15 protein-coding genes are annotated in these 13,905 nt (G+C 71.2%); 12 read left to right on the forward strand and 3 right to left on the reverse strand.

Annotated elements, in window-relative coordinates:
- The first annotated feature begins 25 nt into the window (after window positions 1–25).
- The gene (gene eno, locus JOF41_RS34725) at window positions 26–1,312 is read left to right on the forward strand and encodes a phosphopyruvate hydratase (RefSeq protein ID WP_189224362.1); all 1,287 of its coding nucleotides are present in this window, start codon (window positions 26–28) and stop codon (window positions 1,310–1,312) included.
- A gap of 82 nt (window positions 1,313–1,394) precedes the next feature.
- Here the strand turns inward: eno and JOF41_RS34730 are convergent, their stop codons facing one another.
- A complete protein-coding gene (locus JOF41_RS34730; protein ID WP_209623854.1) occupies window positions 1,395–1,667 on the reverse strand; it encodes a hypothetical protein in 273 nt (90 codons plus the stop codon).
- Here JOF41_RS34730 and JOF41_RS34735 point away from each other — a divergent pair.
- The 9 genes from JOF41_RS34735 (at window position 1,657) to JOF41_RS34775 (ending at window position 10,719) form a co-directional block, all read left to right on the forward strand.
- Window positions 1,657–2,022, forward strand: coding sequence for an FtsB family cell division protein (locus JOF41_RS34735; protein WP_209623855.1), 366 nt, complete (start codon window positions 1,657–1,659; stop codon window positions 2,020–2,022). The genes JOF41_RS34730 and JOF41_RS34735 overlap by 11 nt on opposite strands.
- Window positions 2,023–2,075: 53 nt before the next feature.
- Window positions 2,076–2,504: a DUF501 domain-containing protein gene (locus JOF41_RS34740; protein WP_189224585.1), complete on the forward strand. Its 429-nt coding sequence runs from the start codon at window positions 2,076–2,078 to the stop codon at window positions 2,502–2,504.
- 172 nt (window positions 2,505–2,676) lie between these two features.
- Window positions 2,677–3,993 carry a lytic transglycosylase domain-containing protein gene (locus JOF41_RS34745; protein WP_189224364.1) on the forward strand — a complete coding sequence of 439 codons (1,317 nt, stop codon included), beginning with the start codon at window positions 2,677–2,679 and terminating at the stop codon, window positions 3,991–3,993.
- Between the two features lie 64 nt (window positions 3,994–4,057).
- Window positions 4,058–5,014 (forward strand): Ppx/GppA phosphatase family protein, encoded by a 957-nt coding sequence (locus tag JOF41_RS34750; RefSeq protein WP_189224365.1) that lies wholly within the window; start codon window positions 4,058–4,060, stop codon window positions 5,012–5,014.
- Window positions 5,015–5,160: 146 nt separating this feature from the next.
- Entirely contained in the window at window positions 5,161–6,774 is a 1,614-nt protein-coding gene (locus JOF41_RS34755; protein ID WP_209623856.1) for a peptide ABC transporter substrate-binding protein, read from the forward strand.
- 65 nt (window positions 6,775–6,839) lie between these two features.
- The gene (locus JOF41_RS34760; RefSeq protein ID WP_189224367.1) at window positions 6,840–7,763 is read left to right on the forward strand and encodes an ABC transporter permease; all 924 of its coding nucleotides are present in this window, start codon (window positions 6,840–6,842) and stop codon (window positions 7,761–7,763) included.
- Window positions 7,756–8,712, forward strand: a complete 957-nt coding sequence (locus JOF41_RS34765; RefSeq protein ID WP_189224368.1) for an ABC transporter permease — start codon at window positions 7,756–7,758, stop codon at window positions 8,710–8,712. Before JOF41_RS34760 ends, JOF41_RS34765 begins: the two co-directional genes overlap by 8 nt.
- A 14-nt stretch (window positions 8,713–8,726) precedes the next feature.
- Window positions 8,727–9,710 (forward strand): ABC transporter ATP-binding protein, encoded by a 984-nt coding sequence (locus JOF41_RS34770; protein WP_189224369.1) that lies wholly within the window; start codon window positions 8,727–8,729, stop codon window positions 9,708–9,710.
- Window positions 9,711–9,714: 4 nt separating this feature from the next.
- A complete protein-coding gene (locus tag JOF41_RS34775; protein WP_189224586.1) occupies window positions 9,715–10,719 on the forward strand; it encodes an ABC transporter ATP-binding protein in 1,005 nt (334 codons plus the stop codon).
- A gap of 31 nt (window positions 10,720–10,750) precedes the next feature.
- Here the strand turns inward: JOF41_RS34775 and JOF41_RS34780 are convergent, their stop codons facing one another.
- Window positions 10,751–11,086 (reverse strand): hypothetical protein, encoded by a 336-nt coding sequence (locus JOF41_RS34780; protein WP_189224370.1) that lies wholly within the window; start codon window positions 11,084–11,086, stop codon window positions 10,751–10,753.
- A 245-nt stretch (window positions 11,087–11,331) separates the two neighbouring features.
- Here JOF41_RS34780 and JOF41_RS34785 point away from each other — a divergent pair, with 245 nt between their 5' ends.
- Both JOF41_RS34785 and JOF41_RS34790 read left to right on the forward strand, forming a co-directional pair.
- Window positions 11,332–12,159, forward strand: a complete 828-nt coding sequence (locus JOF41_RS34785) for a helix-turn-helix domain-containing protein (RefSeq protein ID WP_189224371.1) — start codon at window positions 11,332–11,334, stop codon at window positions 12,157–12,159.
- 10 nt (window positions 12,160–12,169) lie between these two features.
- The gene (locus tag JOF41_RS34790) at window positions 12,170–12,355 is read left to right on the forward strand and encodes a DUF397 domain-containing protein (RefSeq protein WP_209623857.1); all 186 of its coding nucleotides are present in this window, start codon (window positions 12,170–12,172) and stop codon (window positions 12,353–12,355) included.
- Window positions 12,356–12,427: 72 nt separating this feature from the next.
- Here the strand turns inward: JOF41_RS34790 and JOF41_RS34795 are convergent, their stop codons facing one another.
- Window positions 12,428–13,897, reverse strand: a complete 1,470-nt coding sequence (locus JOF41_RS34795; protein ID WP_189224373.1) for a S10 family peptidase — start codon at window positions 13,895–13,897, stop codon at window positions 12,428–12,430.
- Between the last annotated feature and the right edge of the window lie 8 nt (window positions 13,898–13,905).

Raw genomic sequence — 13,905 nt, forward strand, 5'->3', positions numbered from 1 at the left:
GAGATGGTCTGACGAGGGAGCGCACGTGGCGGTCATCGAGCAGGTTGGCGCCCGCGAGATCCTGGACTCGCGAGGCAACCCCACCGTCGAGGTGGAGGTGGCGCTGGACGACGGCACGCTGGAGCGCGCCGCGGTCCCCTCCGGGGCTTCGACCGGTGAGCACGAGGCGGTCGAGCTGCGCGACGGCGACGCCAAGCGCTACCTGGGCAAGGGCGTGGAGCGCGCGGTGACCGCGGTGCTCGACGAGATCGGCCCCGAGCTGGTCGGCATCGAGGCGGTCGAGCAGCGCGTGGTGGACCAGAAGCTGGTCGACCTGGACGGCACGCCGGACAAGTCGCGGCTGGGCGCCAACGCCATCCTGGGCGTGTCGCTGGCGGTGGCCAAGGCCGCCGCGGCCTCCAGCGGCCTTGAGCTGTTCCGCTACGTGGGCGGCCCGAACGCGCACGTGCTGCCGGTGCCGATGCTGAACATCCTCAACGGTGGCGCGCACGCCGACACCGACGTGGACATCCAGGAGTTCATGATCGCGCCGATCGGCGCGGAGTCCTTCCGCGAGGCGCTGCGCTGGGGCGCGGAGGTCTACCACGCGCTGAAGTCGGTGCTCAAGAGCAAGGGCCTGGCCACCGGCCTCGGCGACGAGGGCGGTTTCGCGCCCGCGCTGTCGAGCAACCGGGACGCGCTGGACCTGATCCTGCAGGCGATCGAGAAGGCCGGGTACACGCCGGGCCGCGACATCGCGCTGGCGCTGGACGTGGCGGCGACCGAGTTCTTCGGCGACGGCGCCTACACCTTCGAGAAGACCAAGCGCAGCGCCGAGCAGATGACCGGCTACTACACCGAGCTGGTCAACTCCTACCCGCTGGTCTCCATCGAGGACCCGCTGTCGGAGGACGACTGGGACGGCTGGGTGCAGCTGACCGCCGAGCTGGGCGAGAAGGTCCAGATCGTCGGCGACGACCTGTTCGTCACCAACCCGGAGCGGCTGGAGGAGGGCATCTCCCGCCGGGCGGCCAACGCGCTGCTGGTGAAGGTCAACCAGATCGGCACGCTGTCGGAGACGCTGGACGCGGTCGCGCTGGCCACCTCCTACGGCTACAAGTCGATGATGTCCCACCGCTCCGGCGAGACCGAGGACACCACGATCGCCGACCTGGCCGTGGCCACCGGCGCGGGCCAGATCAAGACCGGCGCGCCCGCCCGCGGTGAGCGCACCGCGAAGTACAACCAGCTCCTGCGCATCGAGGAGGCCCTGGGCGACGCCGCGCGCTACGCGGGCGACCTGGCCTTCCCGCGGTACACGCCGGAGAGCTGATGGCTCCACGGGAACGGCGGTCCCGGCGCGCGTCCAGCGACGCGCGCCGGGACCGCCGTTCTGCCAAGGCCCAGCCGAAGGCTCAACCGAAAGCCCAGCCGAAGTCGCAGAAGGCCACCCAGCCCGCACCGCCGCCGAAGGCCCAGCCGAAGGCCCAGCCGAAGTCGCAGTCCAAGTCGCCGTCCAAGTCGCAGCCCAAACCGCCGCCGAAGCCGGAGGCCAAGGGGCAGGCCAGGGCGCGTGCCCAGGCCGGGTCCCAGGGCAGACCTCGGTCCAGACCCCAGTCCAGGCCCCAGAGCAGGGCGCGGACCAGGGCGGGCGCGGGCACCGGCGGCGCGTTCGGGATGAGCGGCACCCGCCGGGCGGCGCTGCTGGCCATGGTGGTGTGCGCGCTGGCGCTGAGCATCGCGGTGCCGCTGCGGACCTACCTGGCGCAGCGCGAGGAGCTGCGCGAGGTGACCGCGTCGCAGGAGACGCTGCGGGCCGAGGTCGCCGAGCTGGAGCAGCGCAAGCAGCAGCTGACCGACCCGGCGCAGGTGGAGGCGGAGGCCCGCAGGCGGCTGCACTACGTGCGGCCCGGCGAGACCCCGTACGTCGTGCAGCTCCCCGGAGACGCGGAGCGCGAACTGGAACAGGAGAGGCCGGCCAGCGAGCCGGCCGAGGACAAGGCGTGGTACCAGCAGCTGTGGGACTCGGTGGCGGCGAAGTGAGCGAGGACGACCGGGAGGTGGTCGCGCGGCAGTTGGGGCGTCCGCCGCGCGGCATGAGGGCCGTGGCGGCGCGCTGCCCCAGCGGCCACCCGGCGGTGGTGCAGACCAGCCCCCGACTGGAGGACGGCACTCCCTTCCCGACCCTGTACTACCTGACCTGCCCCAGGCTGAACTCCCTGGTCAGCAGGCTGGAGAGCGCCGGTCTGATGAAGGAGATGACCGAGCGGCTGGCCGTGGACGAGGAGCTGGCCGCGGCCTACCTGCGGGCGCACGAGTCGTACCTGGCCGAGCGGGACGCGATCGAGCCGCTGGGCACGAAGGTCACCGCCGGGGGGATGCCGGGCAGGGTGAAGTGCCTGCACGTGCACGTCGCGCACGCGCTGGCGGTGGGGCGGGGCGTGAACCCCTTCGGCGACGAGGCGCTGGACGCGCTGGCCGAGTGGTGGCCCAGCGGCGACTGCGCGGCAACGGTGAAAAACTGAAACGGTGAAAAACTGACCCCTGAGGGCAGTGTCCGGGACACAATGCCTCCCCCGGCCGTGACAGCGTGAGTCGTATGGGGCACGCTGGATCGTGGTCGGGGAGCGACACGATGGGGAGTTCGCGGCTGTGCCGAAGCGACGGGGACGCAAGCGGAGAGTGAATCCGGGCACCATGACGCCACGGCAGTGGGGCATAGCGGCGACCGCGACGTGCGCGATGCTGGTGCCCGCGCTGCTGCACGGCGCGGCGGGCCCGGACTGGGTCAACGTGGCGGGCCGCAGCGGCATCGAGGTGGTTCCGCCCACCCCCGGTGACGTGCTGGCCGCGCTGGCGCAGCAGGAGGACGGCGCGCTGGGCGCGACCGGCAGGCTGCCGGAGACCGACGAGCTCAGCGCCGCGCTGCTGGCCGAGGCGGACGACCCGTCGGGGTTCGGCGACGACCTGTCGCCCGGTCAGCTGCGCGGCGGTGCCACCAGCGGCCCGCTGGGCCTGCCCGGCGTGATGCTGGACGCCTACATGCGCGCCGCGGACCGGCTGGAGCGGACCACGCCGAACTGCAACCTGCACTGGTCGCTGCTGGCGGGCATCGGCCGGATCGAGTCCGGCCACGCGCGCGGCGGTCGGGTGGACGCCAGGGGCAACACGATCAACCCGATCCTGGGCCCGGTGCTCAACGGCGGTCCCGGCATGGCGGCCATCTCCGACACCGACGACGGCCGGTACGACTACGACACGACGTGGGACCGCGCGGTCGGGCCGATGCAGTTCATCCCCTCCACCTGGGCGGGCTACGCGGCGGACGGCAACAACGACGGCCAGAGCAACCCGAACAACATCTACGACGCGACCGTCGGCGCGGGCAACTACCTGTGCGCCTACAACTCGGACCTGAGCGACCCGGCCCAGCGCGCCCGGTCGGTGTTCCGCTACAACCACTCCGACGAGTACGTGCGCACGGTCCTGTACTGGGCGGACGCCTACGCGGACGGCGTGACGCCGCTGCCGAGCCTGCCCGGTTCGGACGACGACTTCACCCCGCTGAACGTCAACCCCGGCGGCAGCTCGTCGCGGCCGGGCAACTCGGGCACGAACAACCCTGGCACGAACAACCCCGGCACGAACCCGCAGCAGGGCACCCCCGGCAACCCCGGCAGCTCGAACCCCGGTTCGCCGACCACGACCACCACGACGTCGCCCGACGGCAGCACCACGACCACGACGACGTCGTCCGACGGCAGCACGACCACCACCACGACGTCGTCCGACGGCACCACGACCACGACTACGACGACCACGGACACGTGCCCGCCCACGCCGACGACCACGACCACCACCACGACCACCACGTCGACCACGACCACCACGACGACGACGCCGTCGGGTTGTGAGACGACGACCACCACGACCACGACCACGGCCGCGGACACCCCGGCGGCCACGTCCCAGGTCGCGTTCCCGGCCGCGGTGTCCTCGCTGAAGCCGGTCTAGCCGGTCCAGCCGGGCGCGCGCCGTCGTCTACCGTTCCCACCAGCGCCAAGAGGACGGAGACGAGATGGCGAGGGTGGCGGCGATCGACTGCGGGACGAACTCGATCCGCCTGCTGGTGGCCGATGTGACCGCGGCGGACGACGGGTCGCGCTGGCTGCGCGACGTCCACCGCGAGATGCGCGTGGTCCGGCTCGGCCAGGGCGTGGACGCCACCGGCGTGCTCGGCCAGGAGGCGCTGCGGCGCACCAGGGAGGCTCTGGTCGACTACACCGCCGTGCTGCGGCGCAGGGGCGCGGAGCGGGTGCGCATGGTCGCCACCTCGGCGACCAGGGACGCCGCCAACCGCGACGAGTTCTTCGCCATGACCCGCGAGGTGCTCGGCGTCGAGGCCGAGGTGATCACCGGCGACGAGGAGGCCCGGCTGTCGTTCACCGGCGCGGTCTCCGACCTGGCCCCCGAGGAGGGGCCGTTCCTGGTCTCCGACGTGGGCGGCGGCTCGACCGAGCTGGTGCTGGGCGCCTGGGACGGGGTGCGGGGGGCCGTGGAGGCCGCCAAGTCGGTGGACGTGGGCTGCGTCCGGCTCACCGAGCGCTGCCTGCCCGACGACCCGCCCACGCCCGCGCAGGTGGAGCACGCGGTGGCGGTGGCCTCGGACACCCTCAAGGCCGCCTTCGAGCACGTGCCGGTGGCCAAGGCCCGCACCTGGATCGGCGTGGCGGGCACCGTCACCACGCTGGTGGCGCTGGCCAAGGACCTGCCCCGGTACGAGCCGGACGAGATCCACCTCGCCCGGCTGAGCGTCGACCAGATCCGCGAGACCACCTCCCGGCTGCTGACCATGAGCCACGACGAGCGGGCCGCGCTGGGCCCCATGCACCCCGGCCGGGTGGACGTGATCACCGGCGGCGCGCTGGTCGTGCGCACCATCGCCGAGCACCTAGCCGAGCACGCGGGCGTCACCGAGCTGGTCGCCAGCGAGCACGACATCCTCGACGGCATCGCGTTTTCCCTGTCGCGGTGAATGTCAACTGGGATCGATCGTGACGAGCTTGTAATCGCTACCCCGTGTGGCACCGACCACACGGGGGTTAGCGTCCCCACCACGCTGCGGATGCAGTCGGCTCTCCTCGGCTACCGCCGGTCGAGTCGAGACAGTGGGGAGGACGTATGCGCGCACGCCTGGTCGCCGCCGCCACGGGGGTCGCTCTGGTCGCGGCAGGCTGCGGGGCCGCCGAGACCACCGGTTCCGCCGACGCGGGCATCACCATCTTCAACACCGAGCCGGAGAACCCGCTGGTGCCCGGCAACACCACCGAGACCGGTGGCAGCCGGGTGCTCGACCCGCTGTTCACCGGCCTGGTCGAGTACCGCGGCGAGGACGCCCAGCCCGCCAACGCGATGGCCGAGTCCATCGAGACCACCGACTCCAAGGTGTTCACCGTCAAGATCAAGCAGGGCTGGAAGTTCCACGACGGCAGCCCGGTGACCGCGAAGAGCTTCGTGGACGCCTGGAACTGGACCGCCTACGGCCCCAACGCCACCCAGGGCGCCACCTTCTTCTCGCAGATCCAGGGCTACCAGGACGTCCACCCGGCCGACCCGGACGGCCCCGACGGCCCGGAGAAGGCGCCCACCCCGACCACCGACGCGATGTCCGGTCTGGTGGTCGTCGACGACCACACCTTCACCATCACGCTGTCCGAGGCGTTCTCGGTGTTCCCGGTGACCGTCGGCTACGAGGTGTTCGCGCCGCTGCCGGAGGCGTTCTTCAAGGACCGGGCGGCCTTCGAGGCCGCGCCCATCGGCAACGGGCCGTTCAAGTTCGTCTCCCGGCAGCCCGGCGCGGAGATCAAGCTGACCCGCTACGACGACTACCAGGGCAGCGACAAGGCGACCTTCAAGGACCTGACGCTGAAGGTCTACCAGAGCCGCGAGTCCGCCTACGCCGACCTGGTGGCGAACAACCTGGACTTCCTGGAGGAGCTGCCGCCCAACGCGCTGGCGGGCAAGAAGTACGAGTCCGACCTCGGCGACCGGGTGGTGCAGCGGGAGACGCTGAACAACCAGACCATCGCGTTCCCGTTCTACCTCAAGCCCTACGACAACGTGGACCTGCGCCGGGCGATCTCCATGGCGATCAACCGCGAGGAGATCACCCAGCGGATCTTCGAGGGCACCCGCAAGCCCGCCGACGGCTGGGTGCACCCGCTGATGAAGGGCTACACGCCCGGCCAGTGCGGCGAGTACTGCACCTACAACCCGGAGAAGGCCAAGGAGTCGTTCCAGAAGTCCGGCTACACCGGGGAGATCCTGCTGCTGTCCAACACCGACGGCGGGCACCAGGAGTGGGCCGAGGCGGTGGCCAACAGCATCAAGAACACCCTCGGCGTCGAGACCAGGTTCGTGCCCTCCACCAGCTTCGGCGAGTTCCGGCAGAAGGTGAACGCGCACGAGATGACCGGCATGTACCGGTCGGGCTGGATCGCCGACTACCCGTCCATCCAGAACTGGCTCAGCCCGCTGTTCCGCACCGGCGCGTCGTCCAACGACGGCCTGTACTCCAACCCGGCGTTCGACGCCAAGATCGCCGAGGCCGACAAGGCCACCAGCGAGGACGAGGCGATCAAGCTGTACCTGGAGGCCGAGCGGATCGTGGCCCAGGACATGCCGTCGATCCCGCTGTGGACGCAGAACACCATCGCGGGCAAGTCCAACCGCCTCAAGGTGGCCAACCTCGACCCGTTCCGCACGCTGGACGTCCCCAGCGTCGAAGTGGGCTGAACACCGGCGCCCGGCCCGTCCGCACCCGTGCGGGCGGGCCGGGCCGCTTGAGGGGAGTGGCGCCCGTGGGGCGGTACGTGCTGCGCAGGCTGTTGCAGATGGTCCCGGTGTTCCTGGGGACCACGTTCCTGATCTACGCGCTGGTGTGGGCGGTGCCCGGCGACCCGTTCGAGGGCAAGTGCGGCGAGCGGGACTGCCCCGAGTCGTACGTGGCCGCGATGCGCGAGAAGTTCAACCTGGACGACCCGCTGGTCGTCCAGTACGGCAAGTACCTGCTCAACCTGGTGCAGGGCGACTTCGGGCAGACCTCGGCCGGGTTGCAGGTCGGCGAGCGGATCGCGGCCACCTTCCCGGTGACCCTGCGGCTGGCGCTGGTGGCGCTGCTGGTCGAGGCGGTCATCGGGATCACCGCGGGCGTGGTCAGCGGGCTGCGCAACCGGGGGTTCCTGGACAGCCTGGTGCTGGTGTCCACGCTGTTCCTGATCTCCATCCCGGTGTTCGTCACCGGGTACGTGGTGCAGCTGGTGTTCGGCCTGCAGCTGGGCTGGATCTCGCCGACGGTCAGCACGCCCACCTTCGGCAACCTGATCGTGCCCGGTTTCGTGCTGGCCAGCCTGTCCATGGCCTACGTGACCCGGCTGACCAGGGCGGGCATCGCGGAGAACCGGCGCGCGGACTACGTGCGCACCGCGCTGGCCAAGGGGCTGCCGACCAACCGGGTGATCGGCGTGCACCTGCTGCGCAACTCCCTGATCCCGGTGATCACGTTCCTGGGCACCGACCTGGGCGCGTTCCTGGGCGGGGCCATCATCACCGAGGGCATCTTCAACGTGCCCGGCATCGGCGGCCTGGTGTTCCGCTCGATCCTGACCAAGGACGGCGCGATGGTGACCGGGCTGGTCACCGTACTGGTGCTGGTCTACCTGCTGATGACGCTGCTGGTGGACCTGCTCTACGCCGTGCTCGACCCGAGGATTCGCTATGACTGACGCGGTGGCGGCCGGTGGACTGACCGCGGTGGGTGGCCCGGCGGGCGGCCCGGTGGGCGGGGCGGGCGGCGGGGACGCCGACAAGCCGCGCGGCCTGTTCGACGACGCCTGGCGGGAGCTGCGCGGGCGACCGCTGTTCTGGGTGTCGGTGGCGCTGATCCTGCTGGTGGTGCTGATGGCCGCGGTGCCGCAGCTGTTCACCTCCGCAGACCCCACCCTGGCGCAGCTGTCCCGCAGCCGCCAGGGCCCCTCGGCGGCGGCCTGGTTCGGCTACGACAACCAGGGCTACGACATCTACGCGCGGGTCATCCACGGCGCGCGGGCGACGATCGTGGTCGGCCTGCTGGCCACGGTGGGCGTGGTGCTGTTCGGCGCGTCGCTGGGGCTGCTGGCCGGGTTCTACGGCGGCTGGCTGGACGCGGTGGTCTCGCGCATCGCCGACATCTTCGTGGGCGTGCCGTTCGTGCTGGGCGCGATCGTCATCCTGACCACGCTCAACGCGGGCGGCGGCGCGGGCGCGGCGCGGATCGTGGCGCAGGTGGTGCTGTCGATCTCGGTGCTGTCGTGGCCGGTGTCGATGCGCATCATGCGGTCCACCGCCATCGCGGCCAAGCAGCAGGACTACGTCAAGGCGGCCCGCTCGCTGGGCGCGGGCACCGGGCGCATCATCACCAAGCACCTGCTGCCCAACTGCGTCGCCCCGGTGCTGGTCTACTCCACCATCGCGCTGGGCGCGTTCGTCGGCGCCGAGGCGACGCTGTCCTACCTGGGCATCGGGCTGCGCCCGCCGGTGGTGTCCTGGGGCGTGATGATCAGCGCCGCCAAGGACTACATCCGGGTGGCCCCGCACGCCCTGCTGTTCCCCGCCGGCTTCCTCACCGCCACCGTGCTCGCGTTCGTGATGCTGGGCGACGCGGTGCGCGAGGCCCTCGACCCCAAGCTCCGCTAGGAGGGCAGGACCGCATGACCGCCTTGCTGGAGGTCGAGGACCTCCACGTGGAGTTCCGCACCCGTGACGGGGTGGCGCACGTGCTCAACGGCGTGACCTACCACGTCCAGGCCGGGGAGACGCTGGCCGTGCTGGGCGAGTCCGGGTCGGGCAAGAGCGTCACCGCGCAGGCGGTGATGGGCATCCTCGACACGCCGCCCGCCTTCGTCACCGGCGGCTCGGTGCGCTTCCGCGGCGAGGAGCTGCTGACCGCCACCCCGCAGCGCCGCCGCGAGGTCCGCGCCGAGGGCATCGCGATGATCTTCCAGGACGCGCTGTCGGCGCTGAACCCGGTGTTCACCGTCGGCTTCCAGATCGAGGAGCAGCTGCGCCTGCGCCGCGGCATGAGCAGGCGCGACGCGCGCAAGCGGGCCGTGGAGCTGCTGGACCTGGTGCGCATCCCGCACGCCGCGCAACGGGTCCGCGACTACCCGCACCAGTTCTCCGGCGGGATGCGGCAGCGCGCGATGATCGCGATGTCGCTGGCGCTGGACCCCGAGGTGCTCATCGCCGACGAGCCGACCACCGCGCTGGACGTCACCGTGCAGGCCCAGATCATGGACCTGCTGGCGGAGCTGCAGCGGGAGCGGCGGATGGCGCTGGTGCTGATCACCCACGACCTCGGCGTGGTGGCCGAGGTCGCGGACCGGATCGCGGTGATGTACGCGGGGCGCATCGTCGAGCACTCCGACGCGCTGTCGCTGTTCCGCGCGCCCGGCCACCCCTACACCGAGGCGCTGCTGCGGTCCCTGCCGCACCTGGAGTCCAAGGGAACCAAGCTGGAGACGATCAAGGGCCTGCCGCCCAGCCTGCTGCGCATCCCGCCGGGGTGCCCGTTCCACCCGCGCTGCCCGCGCGCGGAGCAGGTGTGCTCGCTGGAAGTGCCACCGCAGGTGCCGCTGGGGTCCGGGCGCACCAGCGCGTGCCACTTCGCACTGGAGGTGGTCGGCCGTGGCTGAACCCGTGGCTGAACCCGTGCTGGAGGTCCGCGACCTGGTCAAGCACTTCCCGGTGACGCGGGGCGTGCTGTTCAAGCGCACCATCGGGCGCGTGCGCGCGGTCGACGGCGTGTCGTTCACCCTGGGCGCGGGGGAAACCCTCGGCGTGGTGGGCGAATCCGGGTGCGGCAAGTCCACGCTGGCCCAGGTGCTGATGCGGCTGGAGCCGCCCACGTCGGGCGAGGCGTACTTCGAGGGCAGGCCCATGTTCCCGATGCGCGGCGCGGAGCTGCGCGAACTGCGGCGGAACATGCAGATCGTGCTCCAGGACCCGTACACCTCGCTCAACCCCCGGATGACCGTCGGCGACATCGTCGGCGAACCGTTCGAGATCCACCCGGAAGTCGCGCCGCGCGGCTCGCGCGCCGGGCGGGTGCGGGAACTGCTCGACGTGGTGGGGCTCAACCCCGAGCACATCAACCGGTACCCGCACCAGTTCTCCGGCGGGCAGCGGCAGCGCATCGGCATCGCGCGCGCGTTGGCGCTGCGGCCCAAGGTGATCGTGTGCGACGAACCGGTGTCCGCGCTGGACGTCTCCATCCAGGCGCAGGTGATGAACCTGCTGGGGGAGCTGCAGTCGGAGTTCGGGCTGGCGTACGTGTTCATCGCGCACGACCTGTCGGTGGTGCGGCACCTGTCCGACCGGGTCGCGGTGATGTACCTGGGCAAGATCGTGGAGATCGGCACCGAGGAGCAGATCTACGAGCACCCCACGCACCCGTACACGCAGGCGCTGCTGTCGGCGGTGCCGGTGGCGGACCCCGCGCTGCGCGGGCAGCGGGACGTGATCCGGCTGACCGGCGACGTGCCCTCCCCGATCGACCCGCCGTCCGGCTGCCGCTTCCGCACCCGCTGCTGGAAGGCCCAGGACGTGTGCGCCACCGAAGAACCCGCGCTCGTCGAGCGCGGACTCCCCTTCGACCACCCCAGCGCCTGCCACTTCGCCGAGGAGCGCTCCGTCGTGCCGTAGCGGTTGGTGGTCGCCTGCCCCAGGGGTGCCGTCACGCGGCGCTCGCGAGCCAGACGCGTGCGGCCACGTTCTCCGGTCGGTGCTTGCCACCGGCCAGCTCGATGCGCACGGTGCGCCGAGGCGGCTCGGGTGGGGCCGAGACAGGGGCGTCAGAGGCACGTGGGGATGCCCCTGCCTCGGCGTGCCCGTCCGAGGAGACGGCGTGGACGGGCTGTCGGAGGGTCCGCAGGCGCTCGATCTCCTCGCGGAGTTCGGCGTACATCCGCGTCCTGCGCCTGCGGGCCAGCAGAAGGGGAACGATCACCGAGGCCACGGCGACACCCGTGGCGGCGCCGATCACGAGAAGCACCCAGAACGCACCGCTCACCTTGCACCTCCGTGTCTTGGGACGCCGCTGTGCCCGATTTCCCGAACCGGGCGGCGGACCAGTCGGGGTTGGTCCGCCGCCCTGGGCGTCACCCTCGGGCGCATCCGTCGGGAACGGACTGGAGTGACGCTTACGCACCGTATAACTGACGATCGTCAGTTGGCGATTCACTGATGGGGTGATTCGGTGCGCCCGCCCGAGCCGGGCAGGATGGACGCCGAGACGCTCTCGGCAGAGGAGGACAGTTGGCCGTCGCGAACCCGCTGCGCGTCGAATTGGGGCAGCGTCTACGGGCGTACCGCGAGCGGGCCTGCCTGAGGACCCAGCAAGTCGAGACCGATCCCGTGCTCCGCTGGCACGTGGGCAAGGTGTCCCGAGTCGAACTCGGTCAGCGCGTGCCGACCATCGCCGAAACCCACCGGCTCGCCGAGCTCTACGGCGTCAAGGGCGACGAGCTGACCGCCCTGGTCGACCTCGCGAGCAGAGCGCGCAAGCGCGCGAGGATGCCGCACGTCCCGGACTGGGCGCAGTCGTTCGTACTGCTGGAGCAAGCCGCCCACGAGATCGATTACCACGACGCCGAACTGATCCCCGCCGTGCTCCAAGCGCCGGGCTACGCCCGCGATCTGCTGGGGCAGAGCACGACCGAGGACCTCGACCAGCGCGTCGCCGACCGGCTGACGCGCGGGCAGGTGTTGACCGGACAGGGCGCGCCGCGGGTCAGGGTGGTGCTCGGTGAAGCCGCCCTGCACCGACTGCCCGCCGATCACCGCGCCGCCGCGGAGCAACTGGAGCATCTGCTGGAGGCGGGGACATGGCCGACGGTGGAAGTCCGCGTCCTGCCCTTCAGCCTGGGCTTGCACCCCATGGTGGGCGTCGGGTTCACGGTGCTCCGGGTGCGGGACCCGGAGGTCCACCGCGTCTACATCGACGGCGCCACCACTGCGACGTACCTCCACGAGCCCGCGGAGATCGCGGTCTACCAAACTCGCTTCGAGCGGCTGTGGACGATGGCCTGCGCACCCGATGAGTCTGCGACGATCGTGAGCGGGCGCATCCGGCAACTCGGGTAACGGAGGGGGCATGACCGCCAACATCCCTTGGGGCGAACGCAGGACCAGCAGTTTCAGCGACGGCGCGAACACCTGCGTCGAGGTGGCTCACGGACCGTCCGTCGTCGGTGTGTGGGACACCAAGCACCGCGAGTCCGGGCCGATCGTGGTTCCGCGCGCGCGGTGGGCGGCGTTCGTCGCCGGCCTGAAGGACTGACGCGAGTGCGGCGGCCCCCGGCGCTCTCGCAGGAGAAGCCGGGGGTCACCGCGGCGGTCGTGCGTGGACGCGCTAGCGGTTCGACGCCGACTGGACGAAAGCGGCGATGTCCTTCGACTGCTGCACCCGCGACGGCTCGTGCACGTACATCATGTGTCCCGCCGGGTAGTAGGCCGACTCGATGTTGTCGTGCAGCTCCTTCGGGATCTGCAGGTGCGCCAACACGTGCTCGGCCGCGTAGTACGGCGTCGCGCCGTCGTGGTAGCCGAAGGCGACGTGCACCCGCAGGTGCGGGTTCGCCCGCATCGCCGCCGCGAGCTTGCCCGCGACGGTGACGTGCGCGCCCTCGAACTCCTTGAACGACCACGGGTGCACCGACCGCGAGATGATCTCGTACGGCAGGTCGTTGGAGTACCCCAGCTCGGTGCGCACGTAGTGGTTCAGCGCCGCCGTGTACGGGCCGAGGATCGCCGAGTACGACGGGTCCTCGCTGAACAGCTCGCGGCCGTAGTCGGCGTCCCAACCGGTGAAGCGGGCGTCCAACCTGCCCACCACCTTGCGCTGCGAGCGCAGCAGCTCGGTGAAGAACCGCACGTGCTCGATCCGCAGGTCCACCCGGTCCACGTAGTCCTCGGACAGACCGGTCAGGGCGGCCAGGCGGGCCACCGCGTCCGCGCGCTCCTCGGTGGACAGCCGGTGCCCGCGCGCCAGCGCCCACGGGTAGTCCCGCGAGGCGAACTCCTCGGCCTCGGCCAGCACCTCCGCCAGCGGCCGGTCGCCGTGCAGGCCGTGGTAGTGCGCGATGGCGGCGTAGGTCGGCAGGAACAGGGTGTGCGGGAGGTCGTTGCCCTCGTTGAAGTCCAGCGTCGCGAAGTCCAGCACGGACGAGATGAGCACCAGGCCGTTGAGGTACATGCCGTACCGGGTCTGCAGGTGCTCGGCCAGCGCCGCCGCGCGAGTGGTGCCGTAGGACTCGCCCGCGAGGAACTTCGGCGACATCCACCGGCCGTTGCGCGAGGTCCACAGCCGGATCACCTCGCCGACGGACTCGATGTCGCCCTTGAACCCGTGGTACTCGCCGGGCTTCTCGCCCTTCACCGCGCGGGAGTAGCCGGTGGAGACCGGGTCGATGAAGACCAGGTCGCTGTGCGCGAGCAGCGTCTCGGCGTTGTCCACCAGCTCGTACGGCGGCGGCACCAGGTCGCCGACGTCGCCGGAGACCACCCGGCGCGGCCCGAACAGGCCCAGGTGCAGCCACACGCTCGACGAGCCGGGGCCGCCGTTGAAGGCGAACGTGACGGGCCGCTTGGTCGGGTCGGCGCCGTCCAGCGTGTACGCGGTGAGGAAGACCTCCGCCTTCGGCTGGTGCCCGTCGAACTTGCCGTCGGTCAGCACCTCCTGCCGCAGCACCACCCGTCCGGTCGTGGTGGTGTAGTTCAGCTTGCGGCGCTTGACGGTGGTGCTGTGCTGTGTGGTGACCAGGTCGTCGGTCGGCAGGTCCTTGTCGTCCTCGGGCTTGGCGTCGGTGTCCTTGTCGGTCATGGTCGAAC

Source organism: Saccharothrix coeruleofusca (assembly GCF_017876325.1).
GTDB lineage: Bacteria > Actinomycetota > Actinomycetes > Mycobacteriales > Pseudonocardiaceae > Actinosynnema > Actinosynnema coeruleofuscum.

Excerpts from the sequence above, each read along its gene's own strand:
- JOF41_RS34735 (WP_209623855.1), top strand. The coding sequence starts at position 1,657 with ATGAGCGGCACCCGCCGGGCGGCGCTGCTGGCCATGGTGGTGTGCGCG.
- JOF41_RS34740 (WP_189224585.1), top strand. The coding sequence starts at position 2,076 with ATGAGGGCCGTGGCGGCGCGCTGCCCCAGCGGCCACCCGGCGGTGGTG.
- JOF41_RS34745 (WP_189224364.1), top strand. The coding sequence starts at position 2,677 with ATGACGCCACGGCAGTGGGGCATAGCGGCGACCGCGACGTGCGCGATG.
- JOF41_RS34750 (WP_189224365.1), top strand. The coding sequence starts at position 4,058 with ATGGCGAGGGTGGCGGCGATCGACTGCGGGACGAACTCGATCCGCCTG.
- JOF41_RS34755 (WP_209623856.1), top strand. The coding sequence starts at position 5,161 with ATGCGCGCACGCCTGGTCGCCGCCGCCACGGGGGTCGCTCTGGTCGCG.
- JOF41_RS34765 (WP_189224368.1), top strand. The coding sequence starts at position 7,756 with ATGACTGACGCGGTGGCGGCCGGTGGACTGACCGCGGTGGGTGGCCCG.
- JOF41_RS34770 (WP_189224369.1), top strand. The coding sequence starts at position 8,727 with ATGACCGCCTTGCTGGAGGTCGAGGACCTCCACGTGGAGTTCCGCACC.
- JOF41_RS34790 (WP_209623857.1), top strand. The coding sequence starts at position 12,170 with ATGACCGCCAACATCCCTTGGGGCGAACGCAGGACCAGCAGTTTCAGC.
- JOF41_RS34795 (WP_189224373.1), bottom strand. The coding sequence starts at position 13,897 with ATGACCGACAAGGACACCGACGCCAAGCCCGAGGACGACAAGGACCTG.